Consider the following 20,018-nt stretch of genomic DNA (forward strand, 5'->3'; position numbering starts at 1 on the left):
GCGGCAATTTCGGACTGGCTGGCCGCTTCCCGCCACGCCTCGCGCATTGCCGCCGTGCGCCGTGCCCACCCTCGTCATGGCGGCGCAGGAGCATTATATATTATTTTGCGGCGTCCGCGCTGACCATGATAGAAGCTAAGGAATGTTGGCTCTCATCATCCTATCGGCACTAGCCGGTCTGGCCGCTTTTCTTGGAGCCGCCTTTGGCTGTCTCGATGAGCTTAAAAAAGGTCTGATCAGTGACGGGATGCGGCGTGCGATCATTGCTTTCGGTGGTGGCGCGCTGATCGGCGCCGTGGGTCTGGTGCTCGTCCCGCACGGGCTGGAAAGCCAGCCATTGTGGCTCGGGCTCGGCACTTTTCTGGCTGGTGGATTGGTTTTTCTATTGATCGACCACGCGCTAAAAAGGCGGGGGACGCCGGTCAGCCAGCTGATTGCCCTGAATCTCGACTTCATTCCCGAGGCCATTGTTCTCGGCGCGGTAATTTCTGGCGATTTCGAAATGGCGCTGTTTCTAACGGTCATTATCATCGCACAGAACCTGCCCGAAGGCTTTAATGCCTATCGCGAAATCCGGCAGTCGCATGCCGGGTTTTTGCGGAAACACGTGCTGCAGATCATGTCGGGCTGCATCGTTGTCGGCCCGGTTTCCGCGCTGGCAGGATATTGGCTGTTCACCCTTGATAATCTGATCCTCGGATCGATCATGACATTCTGTGCCGGCGGGATATTATATCTCGTTTTTGAAGATGTCGCTCCCGACGCCCATAAAGTCGGCGATTGGAAGCCGGCTTTTGGTGCGGTGATAGGATTTTCTGTTGCTTTGGTCGGCTTTGGTTTAACCGGCTGAGCCATTCGGCCGCAGAGCATTCTGGACAATCAACGCAAATATCGCGCCCAGCTGTTCCAGATCCTCGATCGAAACCGCTTCGTCGAGCTTGTGCATGGTCGCGTTGCAGAGGCCAAATTCAACCACCGGCATGATCTTCGCGAGAAAACGCGCGTCGGAAGTTCCGCCAGATGTCGATAGTTCCGGTTCTACACCGGTAACCTCGCGAATCGCTCCCGCGACGATCTCCGAAAATTCTCCTGGCGGGGTCAGAAAAGGTTCGCCGGATATGATCGGCTTCAATTCACCACCATGCCGCTCGACGATCTCCTGCACCATCGTGCTGAGGCTTTCTCCGCTATGGCGGTCGTTGAAACGGATCGACAGGCGACCCTCGGCCTTCGCCGGAATGACATTATGCGCCGGATTGCCGACATGAAGGTCGGTAAACTCGATATTGCTCGGCTGGAACCAGTCGGTGCCGTCGTCGAGCTGAAGTGAATCAATTTCGCTGAGGATCTTGCCAAGCTTGGTGATCGGATTGTCGGCATTATGCGGATAGGCAACATGGCCCTGCATGCCATTCACCGTGATCCACATATTGACCGAACCGCGCCGCCCGATTTTCATCATGTCGCCGAGCCGGTTGACCGAAGTTGGTTCACCGACCAGACAGAGGTCCGGTGTGATGCCGCGCTCGGCCATCAGCTCCATGATCGCGACCGTGCCGAAACGCGCCGGTCCCTCTTCATCGCCGGTGATAATCAGGCTGATTGTGCCAAGATCATCGGGCAGCTGATGGAGCGCGCCGACAAAGGCGGCGATGCTGCCTTTCATGTCGACGGCGCCGCGCCCGTAGAGCAGTTCACCGCGCTCTTCCGGAACAAATGGATCGGTCTGCCAGCCCTGGCCAGGCGGGACGACATCAAGATGACCGGCATAAGCAAAATGGCGCGAATCAGGCGCGCCGTGACGAATCGCAAAGAGATTTTCGACGGGTCCGCCAAGCTCTGCATCTTCAGGGGCATCGCCGGCGATAAATCGCGTTATTTCAAACCCAAGGGGTTCGAGCATCGCTTCCATCTCGTCAAAAACGCCACCGGATGCCGGGGTGATACTGGGCTGGGCGATCAGCCGTTTCGCATAATCAAGAATGGTTGCACGGGTCATCCGGTGTCGATCAGCTCTTTGCCGTATCCGGCTGTTCAAGTCGTTCGATCACCCATGGTTCATCCTCGGCGGCCTCCATCCATTGGGCAGTCCACTGATGATCAAGAATGGTCTGCATATAGCTTGTGGCAAAGCCGGGCAGACGGAATCCATAAGTCTGGAAACGCGACACCACGGGCGCGTACATGATATCCGCAGCGCCATAAGTGCCGAACAGAAACGGTCCGCCGCCGCCGAAGCGCGCCCGTGCCTGCGCCCAAAGTTCGATGATCCGGGCGGCATCCGCCTTGACTTCGTCGCTGAGAGAAAGGCCTTCATAAATCTTTCGGGTGTTCATCGGGCACTGGCGGCGGAGCGCCATGAAGCTGGAGTGCATCTCCGCAGCCATGGATCGGGCCATGCCGCGGGCCGTCTCGTCTTTTGGCCAGAAGCGATCACGATGGGTCTTGTCGGCGAGCCAGTCGATAATTGCCAGACTATCCCAGACCACGGACTCGCCATCCCATAAAATCGGCACTTTACCGCCCGATGGTGCGAAGTTCTCGCTTGCGCGGACATGGTCCCAATCGTCGCCATAGAGAGGCACGGTAAGCTCTTCAAAGGCAAGGCCGGACTGTTTGCAGGCGAGCCAGCCGCGCATCGACCAGCTGGAATAGGCTTTGTTTCCGATTATCAGTTTCATATTCTATCCCATAACCAAATATGCTCGGCTGTGCATAGAAAAGCGTCGCTAGACCAATATCTAGCTCTGCACGGCTTCCAGCACGGCAAGCCGAAGCTCGTCGATGCCCTGTTTCTTTTCCGAAGAGGTAAGCAACAGGTCCGGATGGGCGGCCGGATGTTTCTTGGCGATGGCCGCGACCTTGTCCGCCGTGATATCCAGCTCTTCCTGCTTCACTTTATCCGCCTTGGTCATCACCACCCGGTAACTGACCGCCGCTTTGTCGAGCATTTCCATCACTTCTTCATCGACCGGCTTGATGCCGTGCCGCGAGTCGATCAGGACGAATGTCCGTTTGAGCACCGCCCGGCCGCGCAGATAGTCATTGATAAGAAAACGCCATTTCTGGACGACTTTCGGAGGTGCTTTTGCGTAACCATAGCCGGGCATGTCGCAGATCCGGAAGATCAGCGGATCGCCGATATCGAAGAAATTCAGTTCCTGAGTCCGTCCCGGCGTGTTCGACGTTCGCGCGAGCCCATTGCGGTTGGTCATCGCATTGATCAGCGACGACTTGCCGACGTTGGAGCGGCCGGCAAACGCGATCTCGGGAACTTTCGGGTCCGGGAGAAACTGCAGTTGCGGCGCACTTTTCAGAAAGCTGATCGGGCCCGAGAATAGTTTCGGGTGGAGAGGGGCAGTCATCTACTTGTCATCCTGACGATCGGTTTCATGCCTCGGCCTTGTCAGCAGCGGCTTTTCTTGCTTTTTCTTCCGCTTCCTTCGCCATCATTTCCTTCATCTGGGGATGACGGGAATAAAGCCAGCTCTGCTGCGCAATGGTGAGAATATTGGAGACCGTCCAGTAGAGCTGGAGGCCGGCGGCAAAGGGTGCCATGATGAACACCAATATCCATGGCATGATGCTGAATATCTGTTTTTGCATCGGGTCCATCGGCGCCGGGTTCAGCTTGAACTGGAAGTGCATGGTGATCCCCATCAGGATCGGCAAAATGCCGACGGCCAGAAAGGTTGGCGGATCGAACGGCAGCAGGCCGAACAGGTTGACCGGTGTGAGCGGATCGGGTGCGCTCAGATCCTTGATCCACAATATGAACGGCTGATGGCGCATTTCGATCGACAGCATGAGCACTTTATACAGCGCGAAGAAGATCGGAATCTGCAGGAATATGGGAAGACAGCCGGACAGCGGATTGACCTTCTCTTCCTTGTACAGCTTCATGATTTCCTGCTGCTGTTGCTGCTTGTCGTCTTTATGCTTTTCCTGAAGCGCCTTCATCTTAGGCTGCACCGCGCGCATTTGCGCCATTGAGGTGAACTGCTTCTGCGCGATCGGGTACATGATCCCGCGGACGACGAAGGTCATCAATACGATGGCCACGCCGAAATTGCCGACCATCTGGAACAGCCAGTTCAGGAGATAGAAAAGCGGTTTTTCGAACCAGTAGAACCAGCCCCAGTCAATCGCGCGGTCCAGATTCTTGATGTTCAATTCTTCTTCGTATTTTTCCAGAAGCGCGTTTTCCTTGGCTCCGGCAAAAAGGCGCGTCGTGGTTTTCAGCTGTTTGCCAGGCTCGATGATTTGCGCGCTTTTCTTCGCTATCTCGGCCTGGAAGATATCACCCCCACCAGAACGAAATTTTGCATCGACCTGCGAAATATTGTCCGGGATTAGCGCGCCCAGCCAATATTTGTCGGTAAAGCCCAGCCAGCTGACTTCCGTATCATAGGAATTGGTTCCGGCAATTGCGGAAGTGCCAAACAGTCGGGAAAAAAAGCCAGGCTCTTCACCGGCGAGATTGTCATAGTCGACATCGTAATTTGCAGCGCCTTCGTAAACGCCGACGGGACCTGCGTGGATGGTCCATGTGCTCGCTTCATCCGCCGGAATGTTATCCAGATCCCGTTTCCGATTGATCAAACCATAAGGTTTGAGCGCGATCGCATTTGCACCGCGATTGGTGACATTCTGCTCCGCCGTGATCAGATAATCCGCGTCGATTGACAAGGTGATCGCATAAGTCTGCCCGGTTTCGTTGGACCAGCTGAGTGTCACCGGCGTTTCCGGAGTCAATGTGCTCTGGTCGGTTGACCAGACCGTATTGTCATCCGGAACTGCAACGCCTCCGCCGGCCCAGCCGAAGCGACTGAAATAAGCGTTCTGGGTTCCGGAAGGCGAAAAGAGCCGGACAGCTTCGCTATTCTTGCTCATATCGACGGTATGATCGGTTAGCGTGAGATCATCGATGCGCCCGCCTTTGAGGTTGATCGAACCTTTCAGGCGCGGTGTTTCAATCAGGACGCGGGGGTTCTCGCGCAATATCGTAGCCAGGGGCCGAATCTTGTCCGACGCCGCGCCGGTGGTAATATCGCTGCCGTCTGGCGCCGAGCCGACGACCGGGGTCATTGCATCGCCGGTCACCTGATCGGTTGCCGGAACATCAGCCTGCTCCACGACCTCGTTCTTGTTGGCCATATCCGGGAAAAACTGTTCCATCAGCATCGGCCAGCCGAAAAGGATGATACCGGTGAGCAGCACCGCCATGATTATATTGCGTTTGTTGTCCACTATGTCGTCCTGTTTTCGGCCATTTGTTGCAAATAGGGTTGGTGTATGAGGGTATCAAGGCACCGGGTCGTAACCCGAGCTTCCCCAAGGATGGCAGCGCAATAGCCGTTTAGCCCCTAACCAGCCACCCTTAATTGCACCATGTTTCTCGATCGCTTCAATCGCATAGGCACTGCAAGTCGGTTGGTAGCGACAAGTGGGGGGCAATATCCGCGATGGCCCCCATTGCCAGCAGCGGACGCAGAAGATGAGGATCGTCTTCATCATCCCTGACCGAGCTTTTTCGCCAAATATTTCAAGCCTTTTTCCAGTTCGGCCTTCATGGCGGCAAAGTCTGCCTCTTTGCTGGTTTTGCGACCGATCATCACATGATCGACACCGGGGATTCCGTCGTGCGGCAATGTCTCTGCGAGCAATGCCCGAAAGCGGCGCTTCATACGGTTGCGGGCAACCGCGTTACCGATTTTTTTAGTAACCGTTATGCCACGACGGATCGTCTCGGATGGGATCACATGGCCACCGCTGCGCAGATGCGCGAGTAGGACAAAATTGGGGGTAACGAATCGCTTGCCGCGATTGGCCGCAAGAAAATCTGCGCGTTTGCGAATCGCTTCGATTGGCCGGATCAGATCGGCTGGTGCCGAATCGGTTGAAGTCTGCTTCAAATCCGAATGATCTAGCGATGGGCATGCCGCGCCAGGCGCAGCACTATCGGTCGCGTCGGGTTTAGGCAGAGAGCTTTTTACGGCCACGGGCACGGCGGGCAGACAGCACTTTGCGGCCTCCAACGGTGGCTTTGCGGGCGCGGAAACCATGGCGCCGTTTGCGGACCAGGCGGCTCGGTTGAAATGTGCGCTTCATCGCGATTATCCTACGTCAAAATTTAGATAAAAAAGGGCCGCCAAAAGCTGCGGCCGGTACGTTGTCGCTGCGATTAGGCAGGCAGGCGCGGAAAGTCAAGCATTTGCGCTAGACTTTCTTGTCTCGGTTGCCCGTTTTTACCTTGCCGAATATCGGGAGTTCAAAATCGTCGGGGAGCACTTTGTGATGCCTTCTGCGCATGGCCCAATCGGTCCATTTGCCATAATTGGGAAAGCGCCGTTTGAAATCGACATAGCGTTTCTTCGCCCAGCGTGAATTTTGCAGGACCAGAGCAAGACCGATCGGAAAGACGATTATAAATCCGGGACCGGGAATCGCACCGATGATCGGCGAAACAAGAATAAGCGCGAATCCGATTACCGCGAGTGCGAATCGCGATCCCGAAGTGTATTTCCACCGCTTTTTTGTCATTTTCTCGGTCATCACATTCCAATTGGTGCTTCAAGGACGGACTCGCAAGTCTCCCCGTTGCAATAACAGCGCACGGACGTGATTATGGTTCCCGGAGATGGACGAGGCGTGAACGGAAATTTTAGCGTGCGCGACTAGTGAACAAGTTGAAAGCGGGCCATATCGCTGCGTGACAGACGCAATTGGTCCGAGAAGGACACGCTGTTGGTCAACGCGTAAAAAGCTTTTGCAGCAGGCACTGATACGCCCATTTCCGTGTAATAATCGAGATATTCGGCATGAACCGGATCGCTGGCTGGATAGTCATTCGCTTCCCGGCCGTCTTCGTCCATCCAGCTGTGCACGATGAATTCGGCATCGGGATGCGCTGTCCTGCGAACCCCGGCGAGGAAAAGTTCTACAGCACCGGAGCGAACCGAGCCGCGGGCCGGTACATGGGTGCTGATCCCTGCGCGACGGATCATCCGGGCGAGGGTGAGATTGGCCGCCTCATCCACTGACCCGTCGCAATCGCGCATTTCGATCTGCCTGATTCCGGGGTGTTGGTCCAGCATCCGGCGGAAAGTTGCGGGTGTATAGCTGTCCACCGTGCCGGTCATTACCACCACGTCGGGTGCGATCACGCGAAAGGGTCCGTATTGGCCAAAGGTACCGGTAGTCGACGCGATCGGCGCTGCTGGTTCGAATATTTCATATTCCAGCGTCTCGACCGTCTCGGTGACCACATAGCTGCTTGCGCCATGAACCGGCAGCGCGGGAAGCAGCAGAAACGCGACCAGCACGAAGGCACCGACAAAAAAGCCGCCGCCCGGGCTGCTCGAAATATTTCGATCTTCCGCGATATCTGATTGGTTGCCCGGTTCCATATACCGCTATTGCAGGCCAAGCGCTTGCCAAAGCGTAAGGGCGTGTGGTTGCGATGGTATTAACCCGTTCCGCCGCCAGTGTTCCGCATTTTTTGACGGTTACGGCCAAGTGGCCGTTGATGCTCGACTCAATCTCCCCTCGCCGCCAGTGTTTCAGGCATGAAATTAGGATGGCTATGATGGTGGCCCTGGTTCAGACGGTGGCCTTTCTCGGACTCGAAGCGCGCGGTGTCGAAGTGCAATGCCAGGTTGCGCCGGGATTGCCCGCGTTCAACGTAGTCGGCTTGCCGGACAAAGCGGTCGCCGAAAGCCGCGAGCGGGTGCGCGCTGCGATTGCGGCGATGGGACTTTCGCTGCCACCGAAGCGCATCACGGTCAATCTGTCGCCCGCCGACATGCCCAAAGCCGGTTCCCATTATGACCTGCCGATTGCGCTGGCTTTGCTCGGCGCGATGGGCATCGTCGATGCGGAGACACTGGCGAGCTATATCGTGGTCGGGGAATTGTCGCTGGATGGCAGGCTTGCGATTACCCCTGGCGTTCTGCTGGCAGCTCTCCATGCATCGGGTGAAAACCTCGGTTTGATCTGTCCTGCGTTGCAGGGCTCCGAAGCGGCCTGGGCGGGCGATGTCGAAGTGCTGGCACCGGCTAATCTGCTGGCGCTGCTTAATCATTTCAAGGGTCAGTCTATCCTGTCACCGCCGGAAACCGGCGCCGCGCCCGAACCGGACTACGGACCGGATCTCAAAGACGTAAAGGGTCAGGAAACAGCGAAGCGGGCGTTGGAAATCGCCGCAGCGGGTGGGCATAACCTGCTTATGAACGGTCCACCGGGATCGGGCAAATCGCTATTGGCTTCCTGTTTGCCGGGCATATTGCCACCATTGTCACCATCGGAAGCGCTGGAAGTGTCGATGGTCGCTTCGGTCGCAGGTACGCTGCAAGGCGGTCAGATGTCCCGCCAGCGACCGTTTCGTGCTCCGCATCACAGCGCCTCGATGGCAGCATTGGTGGGCGGCGGGTTGAAGGTCCGCCCGGGTGAAGTCAGTATGGCCCATCTCGGGGTTTTGTTCCTCGACGAATTGCCCGAGTTCCAGCGCGCGGTGCTCGATTCGCTGCGCCAACCGCTTGAAACCGGAGAGGTTAGTGTGGCCCGGGCCAATGCGCATGTTACCTTTCCGGCACGCGTTCAGATGATCGCCGCGATGAATCCGTGCCGCTGCGGGCATCTCGGTGATGCCGCTCTGGCTTGTTCGCGCGCACCCCGATGCGCGGCCGATTATCAGGCGAAAGTCTCGGGGCCGCTGCTCGACCGGATTGACCTCCATATCGAGGTGGAGGCTTTGTCCGCAGCAGACCTGACGATGCCACCGCCAGCTGAGGGTTCCGGCATTGTGGCGGAGCGGGTCGCCCGGGCACGGTCTGTCCAGCGCCAGCGCTACACAGGTCTGGAAGCGCGGACCAACGCTGAAATCGATGGCGATGCGCTGGACAAATACGCGAGGCCCGACGATCCGGGCCGGAGCCTGCTGGCGCAGGCGGCTGAAGCAATGCGGTTGTCGGCGCGCGGTTATACGCGCGTTCTAAGGGTTTCCCGGACGGTTGCGGATTTGGCCGGCACGGATGGAATCGGTCGTATCCACGTGGCGGAAGCGCTTAGCTATCGGCGGCAAGCGCCGCGTAATTAATCGCACGGTCGCAGCCGCCGGGCTTGAACATACCAATCGGGAGGTGTCGCCAGTTTTCGATCAAGCGCTAGCGCTCAAGGCGGGAATCAGGCAGCCCTGTCGCCTTCCGTCAGCTCCAGCGGTATCGCCAATTCGCTTTTGTTCACCGTCGATTTGGCGAGATTGGGAGACTTGTTGCTACGGTGTTTGAACTTGCCGTCGACGTGGCCACCCTGTTCGATCGTTACATTTTCATATGTAACGTCACCGCCAATGCGGGCGGTTGAGGCGATGGCGAGGTCGCCGGCATCAATCGATCCCTCGACGGAACCTGACAGGCTGGCGTGCTGGGCAATGATCGCGCCCTTGATTTTGCTTGCCGGACCCTGGACCAAGGAAAGGCATTTCACGTCGCCGATCACTTCGCCATCGATATGCAGATCGACTTTCGATTCAATATTGCCTGTTATGATGATTCCATCGCCGATGATCGAAAAGCTGGATCCGCTACTGCCGCTACTTCTAGCCACGGCTGGTGCCTGACTCGGAGTGCTTGGGCGCTTTGGCACGTTGTCGTGCGATGGCTTTGACTTTGAGAACATCTGTATTCGCCTCCAAAAATGGCCGGGGGTTGATTGCTTTTCCGTTCAGCCGCACCTCGAAATGAAGATGCGGACCGGTCGAGCGTCCCGTGCTTCCCATAGCCCCCAATTGCAATCCCTGTTCAATTTTTTGGCCTGCGGTCACACCGATCCGTGACAAATGCGCATAACGTGTCAACAATCCGTTACCATGCGTAATTTCCACGGTCTTGCCATAGCCGGATTTCCATCCCGCGTGCGTGACCTTGCCGCCGGCGGCTGCAACAATAGGCAGGCCGCGTGTCCCTTTAAAATCCATGCCGCTGTGCATCGCGCCGCCGCCGGTGAACGGATCACGGCGATAGCCATAGCTGCTCGATATCATGCCGGTGCTTGAAGGCTTGCCGGACGGAATCGCAATCAGGGTCCGTTCGAGCGCATCCATCCGCTGGAGCGCAAGATTAAGCCGTTCGAGCGTGGGATGGAGCTGTTGTTTCTGATCCCTGAAATAGGGAATGAGCGGACCGCCCATCCCGGCCACGGAATTTTTGGCCAGCTTGTCGGGGTTCAGTCCGAATTTGCGAATGGCTGCCGCTGCTTGTTCGGTGCGGAGGACGGCGGCTAATGTCAGACGCCGGGCAAATATAATTTGCCGGGCTTCGAGCTTGGCCAGCTGAGTAGCTTCCGGGAAAGCCGCGCTGATTTTGCGCGTATTTTCGGACATCTGTTCATCGGTTTGTTGTTGTTTCGTTGCATCGGCGGCTTCCGGCTGTTCGCCGACAAATTGCTCGGTCATCGCGTCGAGCACATCCTGACGTTGTTTAAGGTCAATGGCGACGTCGTCAATCGACGCCTTGTAGCTCGCGACTCTATTTTCGGTGCTGTTTACTTCGGCTTCTTTTTCCGCGAGGGCCATGCGCTCGCCGGTGACGGTAAGTTGGTTGATCATCATCACCAGCGTGATCAGCACCCATATCGCGAGCCCGGCCGCGACGGAATAGAACACGCGTTTCTGCAACGTCGCAGACAATGTGAGAAATCGGACCTGTCCGTGCGACCGCATGAAAAACTCGCGATCGGTGAACATATGGTCCAGCCGGGCTTTAAGCCCCTCGTTGGTATTTTCTTTGTGCATGACCCGCCATCTTTTTCGTAATCCCCACCGGGGCGCTAGCAGAGGGTTTTGAATGTAGCGAATCGCAGGGACGCGACTCGTGACGAGTCGAACGAGTCGTGCGATGAATTGCGGGATTCATCAAATATTAATCATCATAGACACGTTTCGGCCGAATTGATTGTTGTCTGGCAAGTAAATTTTTCTGCTCTCGCGATGTGGCGATTGTGGGTTAAATTGCGGACGCCGCCATGCTAGCAGCCGCTCATGGAAGAATCTGTACAGCTTATCACCGATATGGGATCGAAGGCGCGCGCGGCATTCGCGATGCTAGCCGGCGTGAGTGATGTTCAAAAATCAGCGGCCCTGACTGCCGCCGCGCGACATTTGCGAGCCAGCCAGGCTGCCATTTTGGAAGCCAATCATCGCGACATGAAAAATGCGCGGGACCGCGACCTGAGTGACGCCATGCTCGATCGGCTGATGATCGACGAAGGACGGCTTGAAGCCATTGCTGCAGCCGTAGAACATGTCGGCAAGCTTCCGGATCCGGTCGGCCAAATCATCGACCGCACCGAACGGCCTAACGGTCTGGTGATGGAACGCGTGCGGGTGCCACTGGGCGTAATCGGGATTATTTACGAAAGCCGGCCCAATGTCACCGCCGACGCGGCGGCTTTGGCGCTGCGTTCGGGCAATGCCGTTATTTTGCGCGGCGGATCGGAAGCGATCGAGAGCAACCGGGCAATTTTTGACGCCATGGTAGCAGGGGTGGTCGAGGCCGGCCTGGCCGAACATGCCATACAATTGGTCCAGACCACCGACCGGGCCGCTGTCGGCGCGATGCTGAAAGCCAGCGGGCTGATCGACATCATTATTCCGCGGGGTGGCAAGTCGCTGGTCAAACGGGTTCAGGACGAAGCGCGTGTGCCGATTCTCGCGCATCTCGATGGTATAAACCATAGCTATATCGGCAAGGATGCGGATCAGGACAAGGCCGTCGCCATTGCCGTCAATGCCAAGATGCGGCGCACTGGTATTTGCGGGGCAATGGAAACATTGTTGATCGATCAGGATTATCCTGCGCCGGGGGCTTTGGTCCGGGCGTTAATCGATGCCGGTTGCGAGGTGCGCGGTGACGATTCTGTGCTCGAACTGGACGAGCGGATCGTCCCGGCAGATGCCAGCGACTGGGATACCGAATATCTTGCGCCGATCGTTGCCGTCGCGATGGTCAATGGTGTCGACGAGGCGCTTGCGCATATCGCCGAACATGGTTCGCACCATACCGACGTCATTGTCACCGAAGACTACGATATGGCCGAACGTTTCATCCTGCGCGCCGATAGTGCGATTGTGATGCACAATGCATCCAGCCAATTTGCCGATGGCGGCGAATTTGGGCTGGGCGCGGAAATCGGTATTTCCACGGGGCGGATGCACGCTCGCGGTCCGGTGGCGCTGGAAGGACTGACGACTTATAAATGGGTGGTCCGCGGAACCGGGCAAGTTCGGCCTTGATCATCAACATATGAAAACCACCGGACTTCTTGGCGGGTCGTTTAATCCGGCCCATGGAGCCCATCGGTCGATCAGTCTGTTTGCCATTGCGGAACTCGAACTGGATGAATTCTGGTGGCTGGTATCGCCGGGCAACCCGCTCAAAGAAGGTGCAAAGGATATGGCGCCTCTGTCTGCTCGCCTGGCATCGGCACAGAAAATGGCGCGGCGCAGCACGATTCTGCCGACGGCTATCGAACAGCAACTGGGTACCAGATATACTTATGATACCTTGCTTAAACTGGTCCGTCGCTATCCCAAGCGGGAGTTTGTGTGGATCATGGGTGCCGATAATCTGGCGCAATTCCACCGTTGGAAAGACTGGAGAAAAATTGCCCGTCTTTTGCCGATTGCAGTTATTTCGAGACCCGGCTATGATGACGATGCTTTTGCGGCTCCCGCAATGGCTTGGCTGCGGCGCTTCGTCCATCCCGCGAGCCAGCGTGGTAACTGGACCAACTGGAGTACGCCGGCGCTGACATTCTTGCGCTATCGTCCCGACCCCCGCTCGGCCACCGCGATCCGGATGGCCCGGCCCCATTGGCATCAGCAATATGATGATCGCCGCGTTCGAGACGCGGTGACACACCGGTTGATTGGCCCAGAAGATTAGGATTTAAGTTGACGAAACCGAAGGTAAAAGCGTTGAAATCTGCCACTTCCAAGGAAGGAAAGGCCGAGTCGGACGCCCTCCATGCACTTGTCATGAAATCGCTCGACGATGACCAGGCGCAGGACATTGTCTCCATCCCGCTGGCAGGCAAAAGCAATATTGCAGACCATATGGTGATCGCCGAAGGGCGTTCGACCAGACAGGTTGCATCTATTGCCCAGAAACTATCCGAGCGGATCAAACAGTCGGGTGGCACAGCCCGAATCGAAGGCCTTGCCAATGCCGACTGGGTATTGGTCGACGCTGGCGATGTGATCATCCACTTGTTCCGGCCCGAGGTTCGCAGCTTCTACAATCTGGAACGGATGTGGGCGGTTGACGAGGAAGGTGACGCAGCCGGCGTCGCCGAAGCCTGATACCGCCAGGCGATGAGGCTGCATATCATCGCCCGCGGTAAAATTGGCCGCAGCCCGGAAGCAGAGCTTGTGAACCGCTATGTGAAGCGGATCGCTTGGGATGTGAAGATTAGCGAACTGCCCGATCAAGGCGGCAAGTCGCCGAAGCTGGAAGGTGTCACCAAGATAATCGCGATGGACGAAGCGGGCGAAAACTGGACCTCTAGGAAATTTGCGGATCTGCTGTCGGCCTGGCGTGATGGTGGAGCGCGCGAGGCACGTTTTCTGATCGGTGCCGCCGACGGCTTGAGCGCCGAAGAACGGTCCAGTGCGGACCATTTCTTTTCCTTTGGCAAGGCTACCTGGCCCCATATGATGGCCCGTGCGATGTTGGCAGAACAGTTGTTTCGGGCAACATCGATCATCGCCGGCCATCCCTACCACAGGGAAGGGTAACCGGCATGCTGCGTTCCGTTCTCCTGATGAGCGTTGTGGCAAGCGTTGCGGTTAGCGCCGCCGGCCTGATCTCCGCGCAAACCCCCGGACCGAATCTTTCGGAGCAGCAGCGCAGCCTGAAGGCGGCGCGAGAGCAGTCCGAGCGCGCGCGCCAGCGCAGCAACGCCTTGCGACGTCAGGCCGAGGCGGCCAGCAACGATGCCGACCGGATTGCCAGCGAAGCCGCTGCGCTGGCCGCGCGCATTCAGGCGGCGGAAGCCGATATCACAGCAGCACGCACCCGAATCGCAATCGTGACCCGGTTGCAGCAGCGCCAGCGCGCTAGACTGGCGGAAAAACAGGGGCCGATGATCCGGCTGACTGCTGCGCTCCAGATGATGACCCGCAAGCCGACTGCGCTCGCCCTGGTCGAGCCGCGATCGCTCGACGAACTCATATATATGCGATCGATCCTGTCGGCGGTGATGCCGGAAATCCAGCGACGGACCGCTAGCCTGCGCGATGAAGTCAGGCAAGGCGAACGGCTTCGCTTGCAAGCGGCTCGGGCCATTGCTTCGCTCGACGAAAGCCAGAGACGTCTGGCTGACAGGCGACGGCAACTGGCCGGTCTCGAAGCGAGCGAGCGGATTGAAGCTGCTAGATTTTCCGATGATGCCGGGATTGAACAGGATCGCGCACTCGCCTTGGGCGAAGAAGCGCGGGACATAGTGGATTTGATGGATCAGATTCGCGAAAGCAGTGAGGTCCGCGAAGCACTGGCCCAACTAGATGGGCCGATGCTGCGGCCCGGACAAGGACGCGACACACCGGTTAGTACCCCGCCCCGGAACAGGGATGTCGCAAATGCCTACCGCCTGCCGGTAAACGGCGAAATTGTCACCGGACTCGGGGAAATTTCCGATAGCGGCTATCGCTCGCGGGGTCTTACGATCGCGGTTGCTTCCGGTGCGCAAATTGTTGCACCGGCCGCGGGGAGGGTGGCTTACGCGGGTCGTTACCGTGGCTATGGCAACATCATTATCATCGAACATGACGCGGGTTGGACCAGTCTGATCACCAATATGGCAACGATCCGTGTCGCCGTCGGAGACCAGATTGTGCAGGGTGCGCCGGTCGGGCGGTCCGGATCCGATGAGCCCACCGTCACCGTCGAACTGCGCCGCAATGGCAGGGCGATTGATATTGCCGCCTTGATTGGCTGAAAACTGCCAAAATGACAAAAAAATGGTCGTTCGTCGAACACTTCCGTCATTTTTGGTTAAGCTGCTTGGCTTTAGGGATGGTTCCAGCCTATATTTGGTACCGATTTAGACATACAGGACAGCATCGATGAAAAAGCCCGTATTGCAAGCCGCCGCCCTCGTTTTGACCGTTGCGCTTTTGCCCGCCACGACGTCGGCGATATCCGCCGTGGACGCAAATACCTATCGCGAGATGGAGCAGTTCATGAGCGTCTTTGACCGGGTGCGAAATGACTATGTCGATCAGGTCGACGATGCCGACCTGATAAAGGGCGCCATTGAAGGCATGCTGGGGAGCCTCGATCCGCACAGCAGTTTTCTCGATGCCCGCGATTTTGATAATTTGCGGACCCAGACCGATGGCAATTACGGGGGATTGGGCCTGTCGGTAACTCTGGAGGATGGTGCGGTAAAGGTCATTGCCCCGTTCAAGGACACGCCTGCCGACAAGGCCGGAGTCAAGGCGGGTGACTATATCACCCATATCAACGGTGAACTGATCTACGGCGGAACGCTGGATGAAGCGGTCGAGGAAATGCGCGGCAAGCCGGGCACGCCGATCAGCATCACCATTGTCCGCCCTGGCCGCGACAAGCCTTTCGACGTGACGATGGACCGTGCGATTATCGATCTCAAACCCGTTACATGGGAAATCAAGGACCAGATCGGCGTGATCAGCATCAACAGCTTCTCTAGCGACACCGGCGCCGATGTCGCCGCCGCGATTGTCGGTATCGACAAGTCGCTTGGCAAGAAACCTCTCGGCTATGTGCTCGATTTGCGATCCAATCCGGGCGGCCTTCTCGATGAAGCCGTGTCGGTATCCGATGTCTTCCTGTCCCGCGGGGAAATAGTATCGCAGCGCGGACGTCAAAAATCCGATATCGAGCGCTATTTCGCGAAAAGCGGCGATGCCGCTCAAGGACTGCCGATCATTATCCTGATCGATGCGGGTTCGGCTTCGGCTTCCGAAATCGTTGCCGGTGCCTTGCAGGACCATCACCGCGCCCTGGTCATGGGTGAGCGCAGCTTCGGCAAAGGCTCGGTGCAGACCTTGCTGCCACTTTCCAACAGCAGCGCGCTGCGTTTGACCACCGCGCGCTACTACACACCCGCGGGCAAGTCGGTGCAGGAGGGCGGGATTGAACCCGATATCAACGTACCGCAGCTGTCCGACCCGGATTACAAGACCCGTCCCAGGTTCCGCGAGTCCGATTTGCGGCGACATCTGATCAACGAAGTCAAGCTGAAGGACGAAGTGCTCGAAGAAGACAGCAACGTCGATCCGCGCTTCACCCAGACGGCTGAAGAATTGAAAGAGCAGGGCATTGCCGATTTTCAGCTTCATTATGCGCTGCAGACGATTGGCCGGCTCGGACCTGACGGATTGAAAATGGCGATGAACAAGGCGGCGAAAAAGAACGTCAAGAAAACCGTGGTAGCGAAAAACTAGGACCGACAGATGAAAACTATCCGCAAGGCCAATTGGCTAGCGTTTCTGCTACCCACAGGCTTGCTGGGCGGTGCGTTGATCAGCCAATATGCTTTTGGCCTGTATCCCTGCGAAATGTGCATGTGGCAACGATGGCCACATCTCGCTGCTATCATTCTTGCTTTGCCCGGCCTGATGCTTGGCCCCAAAATCCGGGCAACACCGTTTGTCGTCGCGGCGGCGTTGGCAATTTTGACCAGCGGGCTGATTGGCGGCTTTCATGCCGGAGTCGAATATGGCTGGTGGCAAGGACTCACATCTTGCGCCACCAACCTTCCGGCGGAGGGCGACCTGCTCGCTTCGATCATGAACGCGCCGCTGGTGCGCTGTGATGTTGCGCCCTGGTCGCTGTTCGGAATTTCACTGGCCGGTTATAATTTCCTCTTGTCGGTGAGCGGCGCCATCCTCATCTTGGTCATGGTGACGATGGGACGAAAGGACGCCGAGCATGTCTGATTCAAAATTGGGGCAAACAGCAGCCGATATCGCGTCGATGATCCGGGTTAATCAGGCTGGCGAATATGGCGCGGCGCAAATCTACAAGGGCCAGTTGGCGGTGATGGGCGATGATGCGCCCCACAGCAGCGCAATCCATCATATGGCGGAGCAGGAGCAGCGCCATCTCGACACTTTTGACAAGATGATCGCAGAGCGTGGCGTTCGGCCAACCGCATTGCAACCTTTCTGGAAATTGGCTGGTTATGCGCTGGGAGCGACAACCGCGGCAATGGGACCACGTGCGGCGATGGCCTGTACCGCTGCGGTAGAAACCGAAATCGATCGCCATTACCAGGAACAGCTTGATGCACTCGAATCAGAAGACGACCCCGAGCTGACCCGTATAATTGCGGAGTTTCGTGAAGAGGAATTGGAGCATAAGGAAACAGCGATCGCCATGGGAGCGGAGGATGCTCCGGGCTATCCGGCTTTGAGCGCCGCGATCAGGCTGGGTTGCAGATTTGCCATCGGTTTGTCGAAACGCGTCTAGCACGCGCGATCTGCTTCAGCGCCGGTTCAGGACGCCGGATACAAAGGATATCTCATGATACAGAAATTTTTATTCTCCGCCGCAGCCCTTTCAAGCGCTGGCATGATGGCGGCTCCCGCGCTGGCCCAGGATCAGGCGGGAGACCGGGTCAATCAATTGGTTATCTATGGCGATGATCCCTGTCCGCAGAGCAGCGAGGAAGAGATTGTCGTCTGCGCACGCAAGGACGAGGGCGAGCGTTACCGGATCCCCGAAACGCTGCGAAGCGGCAGTCTGGGCGATGCAAAGAACCAGGCCTGGTCGGAACGCGTCAGATCCTACGAATATGTCGGGAAGTCCGGGACCAACAGCTGTTCGCCGACAGGACCGGGTGGATTTACAGGATGCACGCAGGCGCTGCTGAGCCAGGCCTATGCAGAAAAAAGCATCGATGATACGGTCAACTGGGGGCAGCTTATCGAAGAAGAACGCCAGAAACGCCTGGCGCGTATTGATGGCGAAGCGGAAGCCGTCGAAGAAAGACTTCTGGAAATCGAAGCCCAGCGCGAAGCGCGCAACGCGGCAGCAGAAGCCGCCCGCGAGCGGCTTGAAGCAACGGATGCCGATGCGCTGAAAGCCACCAATGACCTCGCCGTACCACCGGGAGCGGATGAAACCCCCGGTCCAGACGACGAATGACTAGCTAGTTTTTTCGGCTTCAATCCACCGGTTCACCTGATCTTCGAGCATATCGAGCGGCACCGCCCCCTGTCCCAGCACAACATCGTGAAACGCGCGCAGGTCGAATTTGTCGCCCAGTTCGCGGGTCGCCTTGCCGCGTAGCTCGCGGATCTTCAGTTCGCCCATTTTATAGGCCAGCGCCTGTCCGGGCCAGCTGATATAGCGGTTCACTTCCGCCTCGATATTGGCGGCGCTGAGCGCGGTATTGTCGGTCATGAAATCAATCGCCCGCTGCTTGCTCCAGCCCTTGCTGTGGATGCCGGTATCGACGACCAGCCGGCACGCACGCCACATTTCATAGGATAACCGACCCATATTCTTGGCCGGTGTATCATAAAGCTCCATCTCGATTCCGAGCCGCTCCGAATAGAGCCCCCAGCCTTCGACAAATGCAGTGAAAAACGCACCATTTTTCCGGAAATCGGGCATGTCGAGTTCCTGCTGCAACGCGATCTGCTGATGGTGACCGGGTACTGCTTCGTGGACGCTCAGCGCAGGAATTTCCCAGAAAGGACGCTGGTCGAGTTTTGAAGTGTTGACGTAATAGAAGCCCGATATGCCGACATCCGGAGAACCGGGATTATAATATGCGGTGGTTGTGCCTTCTGCGGTCTCGGCCGGGATTTCCTTGATACCATAAGGCAGTCGTGCCAGCTTGCCGATAATCGAGGGCATTTTACCATCGATGATCTTGGTCACTCGCGCGACCTTTTCCATCAGCTCTTCCGGCGTTTTGGCATAATATTGGGGATCGGTCCGCAGATGCTCGATAAACGCCTCGCGCGTATCATAGCCCGCCTCCTTGGCGACCTCCACCATCTCGGCGCGGATTCGGGCAACTTCGCTCACGCCAATATTGTGAATCTCGTCTGCCGATCTGGTGGTCGTCGTCATCTGCCGGATACGGAAATCATAATATTTTGCGCCGCCGGGTTGTGCAGAGACGCCGGGCGCCTTGGCGCATTTCGGGGCATAATCCTGGGTGTACCAGTCGAGATGCTTTTTCACCGCGGGATTGATGACATTGGTAATCGCACTAGCCGCTTCGGCGGCCAACGCTGCAAATGTCGCATCGTCAATGGTTTCCGGCCGCTTGCGCAAAAACGGCTGATAGAAACGAGACTCCTCGGGACTATCGGTGACGAGACCCGAAATACTGGTTTCATACCCCACCATCGAAACGCAGGGCTGGACATAGCCACCAGCGAGCGCCTTATTTGCTACATTAATCGACTGGTCATTGACCTTGGCATATTGTTTGAGCCGGTTGATATAGGTCTGGTAATCCTGCGCGTTGCGGAACGGCAGATTGTTCTGCATGCTGGCAAAATTCTGGTGCCAGCCGCCGCGGTTGGTGAAGTTGATGGTGCGCTGGCCAAAACTGTTGGCCTCAATCTGTTCGGCGAGCGACCGACGCAATATACCATAGTTGGTCTTGTCATCCTCGCTCAAGTCAGCGGTGTCGATTGCGTCCAGTTGCGCAAGCCAGGTTTTTGCTTTCGCTACCCGGCTATCTTCGGCCTCCAGACTGGCGTCGCTGACCCTGCCGGTCGGGTCGTCGATTCCCAGGGAGGATGCGAACTCCGGATATTGTTCCAGCTGATAGTCCCAATAGTTATCAATGATGACATGCAACTCGGTTGACTTCTGGCTATCATCCGCTTGTGCATAAACCGGCGCACTGGCCAGCATCGCCAACGGCGCCAGCATGGCTAAACTCGTTCTGCGCATCATATTCTCCCCGAAACAATTCTTGTAATGGCTCTGGCAACTATCGTGAAT

Annotated in this window: 24 protein-coding genes; 12 read left to right on the plus strand and 12 right to left on the minus strand. The window is 57.3% G+C overall.

Annotation, left to right across the window (positions count from 1 at the left end):
- Nucleotides 1–123 (plus strand): Smr/MutS family protein (locus WBM93_RS11880; RefSeq protein WP_424432107.1); only part of this gene is annotated, 123 nt, incomplete at its 5' end.
- Nucleotides 124–142: 19 nt separating this feature from the next.
- On the plus strand, nt 143–850 hold the full coding sequence (locus tag WBM93_RS11885) for a ZIP family metal transporter (protein WP_424432080.1): 708 nt from the start codon (nt 143–145) through the stop codon (nt 848–850).
- Here WBM93_RS11885 and dapE read toward each other — a convergent pair.
- From dapE to WBM93_RS11930, 9 genes are all read right to left on the minus strand, one after another.
- The gene (gene dapE, locus WBM93_RS11890; protein WP_424432081.1) at nt 839–1,999 is read right to left on the minus strand and encodes a succinyl-diaminopimelate desuccinylase; all 1,161 of its coding nucleotides are present in this window, start codon (nt 1,997–1,999) and stop codon (nt 839–841) included. The two genes, WBM93_RS11885 and dapE, sit on opposite strands and share 12 nt — an antisense overlap.
- Before the next feature lie 10 nt (nt 2,000–2,009).
- Entirely contained in the window at nt 2,010–2,681 is a 672-nt protein-coding gene (locus tag WBM93_RS11895; protein ID WP_424432082.1) for a glutathione S-transferase family protein, read from the minus strand.
- 60 nt (nt 2,682–2,741) lie between these two features.
- Nucleotides 2,742–3,365, minus strand: coding sequence for a ribosome biogenesis GTP-binding protein YihA/YsxC (gene yihA / locus WBM93_RS11900; protein WP_424432083.1), 624 nt, complete (start codon nt 3,363–3,365; stop codon nt 2,742–2,744).
- 25 nt (nt 3,366–3,390) lie between these two features.
- Nucleotides 3,391–5,250, minus strand: coding sequence for a membrane protein insertase YidC (gene yidC, locus WBM93_RS11905; protein WP_424432084.1), 1,860 nt, complete (start codon nt 5,248–5,250; stop codon nt 3,391–3,393).
- 54 nt (nt 5,251–5,304) lie between these two features.
- The gene (yidD, locus tag WBM93_RS11910) at nt 5,305–5,517 is read right to left on the minus strand and encodes a membrane protein insertion efficiency factor YidD (protein ID WP_424432085.1); all 213 of its coding nucleotides are present in this window, start codon (nt 5,515–5,517) and stop codon (nt 5,305–5,307) included.
- Nucleotides 5,514–5,915, minus strand: coding sequence for a ribonuclease P protein component (gene rnpA, locus WBM93_RS11915; protein ID WP_424432086.1), 402 nt, complete (start codon nt 5,913–5,915; stop codon nt 5,514–5,516). The genes yidD and rnpA overlap by 4 nt, the downstream gene beginning before the upstream one ends.
- A 61-nt stretch (nt 5,916–5,976) precedes the next feature.
- Nucleotides 5,977–6,111, minus strand: coding sequence for a 50S ribosomal protein L34 (gene rpmH, locus WBM93_RS11920; RefSeq protein WP_176280516.1), 135 nt, complete (start codon nt 6,109–6,111; stop codon nt 5,977–5,979).
- Nucleotides 6,112–6,219: 108 nt separating this feature from the next.
- The gene (locus tag WBM93_RS11925; RefSeq protein WP_424432087.1) at nt 6,220–6,555 is read right to left on the minus strand and encodes a PGPGW domain-containing protein; all 336 of its coding nucleotides are present in this window, start codon (nt 6,553–6,555) and stop codon (nt 6,220–6,222) included.
- Nucleotides 6,556–6,677: 122 nt separating this feature from the next.
- Nucleotides 6,678–7,409 (minus strand): hypothetical protein, encoded by a 732-nt coding sequence (locus WBM93_RS11930; RefSeq protein ID WP_424432088.1) that lies wholly within the window; start codon nt 7,407–7,409, stop codon nt 6,678–6,680.
- A gap of 179 nt (nt 7,410–7,588) precedes the next feature.
- On the opposite strand from WBM93_RS11930, the gene WBM93_RS11935 reads away from it, so the two are divergent.
- The gene (locus WBM93_RS11935; RefSeq protein WP_424432108.1) at nt 7,589–9,097 is read left to right on the plus strand and encodes a YifB family Mg chelatase-like AAA ATPase; all 1,509 of its coding nucleotides are present in this window, start codon (nt 7,589–7,591) and stop codon (nt 9,095–9,097) included.
- An 86-nt stretch (nt 9,098–9,183) separates the two neighbouring features.
- On the opposite strand, the gene WBM93_RS11940 is transcribed toward WBM93_RS11935, so the two are convergent.
- Together WBM93_RS11940 and WBM93_RS11945 are read right to left on the minus strand one after the other, a co-directional pair.
- Nucleotides 9,184–9,606 carry a bactofilin family protein gene (locus tag WBM93_RS11940; protein WP_424432089.1) on the minus strand — a complete coding sequence of 141 codons (423 nt, stop codon included), beginning with the start codon at nt 9,604–9,606 and terminating at the stop codon, nt 9,184–9,186.
- Entirely contained in the window at nt 9,599–10,792 is a 1,194-nt protein-coding gene (locus WBM93_RS11945) for a M23 family metallopeptidase (RefSeq protein WP_424432090.1), read from the minus strand. The genes WBM93_RS11940 and WBM93_RS11945 overlap by 8 nt, the downstream gene beginning before the upstream one ends.
- Nucleotides 10,793–11,038: 246 nt before the next feature.
- Between WBM93_RS11945 and WBM93_RS11950 the strand changes: the two genes are divergently transcribed.
- The 9 genes from WBM93_RS11950 to WBM93_RS11990 all read left to right on the plus strand — a co-directional run bounded on the left by WBM93_RS11950 (nt 11,039) and on the right by WBM93_RS11990 (nt 18,194).
- Nucleotides 11,039–12,292 (plus strand): glutamate-5-semialdehyde dehydrogenase, encoded by a 1,254-nt coding sequence (locus WBM93_RS11950; RefSeq protein WP_424432091.1) that lies wholly within the window; start codon nt 11,039–11,041, stop codon nt 12,290–12,292.
- A gap of 10 nt (nt 12,293–12,302) precedes the next feature.
- Nucleotides 12,303–12,944 (plus strand): nicotinate-nucleotide adenylyltransferase, encoded by a 642-nt coding sequence (locus tag WBM93_RS11955; protein ID WP_424432092.1) that lies wholly within the window; start codon nt 12,303–12,305, stop codon nt 12,942–12,944.
- 92 nt (nt 12,945–13,036) lie between these two features.
- Nucleotides 13,037–13,360 (plus strand): ribosome silencing factor, encoded by a 324-nt coding sequence (rsfS, locus tag WBM93_RS11960; RefSeq protein ID WP_424432109.1) that lies wholly within the window; start codon nt 13,037–13,039, stop codon nt 13,358–13,360.
- A gap of 12 nt (nt 13,361–13,372) precedes the next feature.
- On the plus strand, nt 13,373–13,795 hold the full coding sequence (locus tag WBM93_RS11965; RefSeq protein ID WP_424432093.1) for a 23S rRNA (pseudouridine(1915)-N(3))-methyltransferase RlmH: 423 nt from the start codon (nt 13,373–13,375) through the stop codon (nt 13,793–13,795).
- A gap of 5 nt (nt 13,796–13,800) precedes the next feature.
- A complete protein-coding gene (locus WBM93_RS11970; protein ID WP_424432094.1) occupies nt 13,801–14,997 on the plus strand; it encodes a murein hydrolase activator EnvC family protein in 1,197 nt (398 codons plus the stop codon).
- A 127-nt stretch (nt 14,998–15,124) separates the two neighbouring features.
- Nucleotides 15,125–16,489, plus strand: a complete 1,365-nt coding sequence (locus WBM93_RS11975) for a S41 family peptidase (protein ID WP_424432095.1) — start codon at nt 15,125–15,127, stop codon at nt 16,487–16,489.
- A gap of 9 nt (nt 16,490–16,498) precedes the next feature.
- Complete coding sequence (locus WBM93_RS11980) at nt 16,499–16,984, plus strand: disulfide bond formation protein B (RefSeq protein ID WP_424432096.1); 486 nt, start codon at nt 16,499–16,501, stop codon at nt 16,982–16,984.
- A complete protein-coding gene (locus WBM93_RS11985; RefSeq protein WP_424432097.1) occupies nt 16,977–17,516 on the plus strand; it encodes a demethoxyubiquinone hydroxylase family protein in 540 nt (179 codons plus the stop codon). The genes WBM93_RS11980 and WBM93_RS11985 overlap by 8 nt, the downstream gene beginning before the upstream one ends.
- A gap of 54 nt (nt 17,517–17,570) precedes the next feature.
- Nucleotides 17,571–18,194: a hypothetical protein gene (locus WBM93_RS11990; RefSeq protein ID WP_424432098.1), complete on the plus strand. Its 624-nt coding sequence runs from the start codon at nt 17,571–17,573 to the stop codon at nt 18,192–18,194.
- Here WBM93_RS11990 and WBM93_RS11995 read toward each other — a convergent pair whose 3' ends face one another.
- Complete coding sequence (locus tag WBM93_RS11995) at nt 18,195–19,967, minus strand: DUF885 domain-containing protein (protein ID WP_424432110.1); 1,773 nt, start codon at nt 19,965–19,967, stop codon at nt 18,195–18,197. It abuts the gene before it with no gap.
- Nucleotides 19,968–20,018 lie beyond the last annotated feature (51 nt).

It is taken from the genome of Parasphingorhabdus sp. (assembly GCF_049667325.1).
GTDB lineage: Bacteria > Pseudomonadota > Alphaproteobacteria > Sphingomonadales > Sphingomonadaceae > Parasphingorhabdus.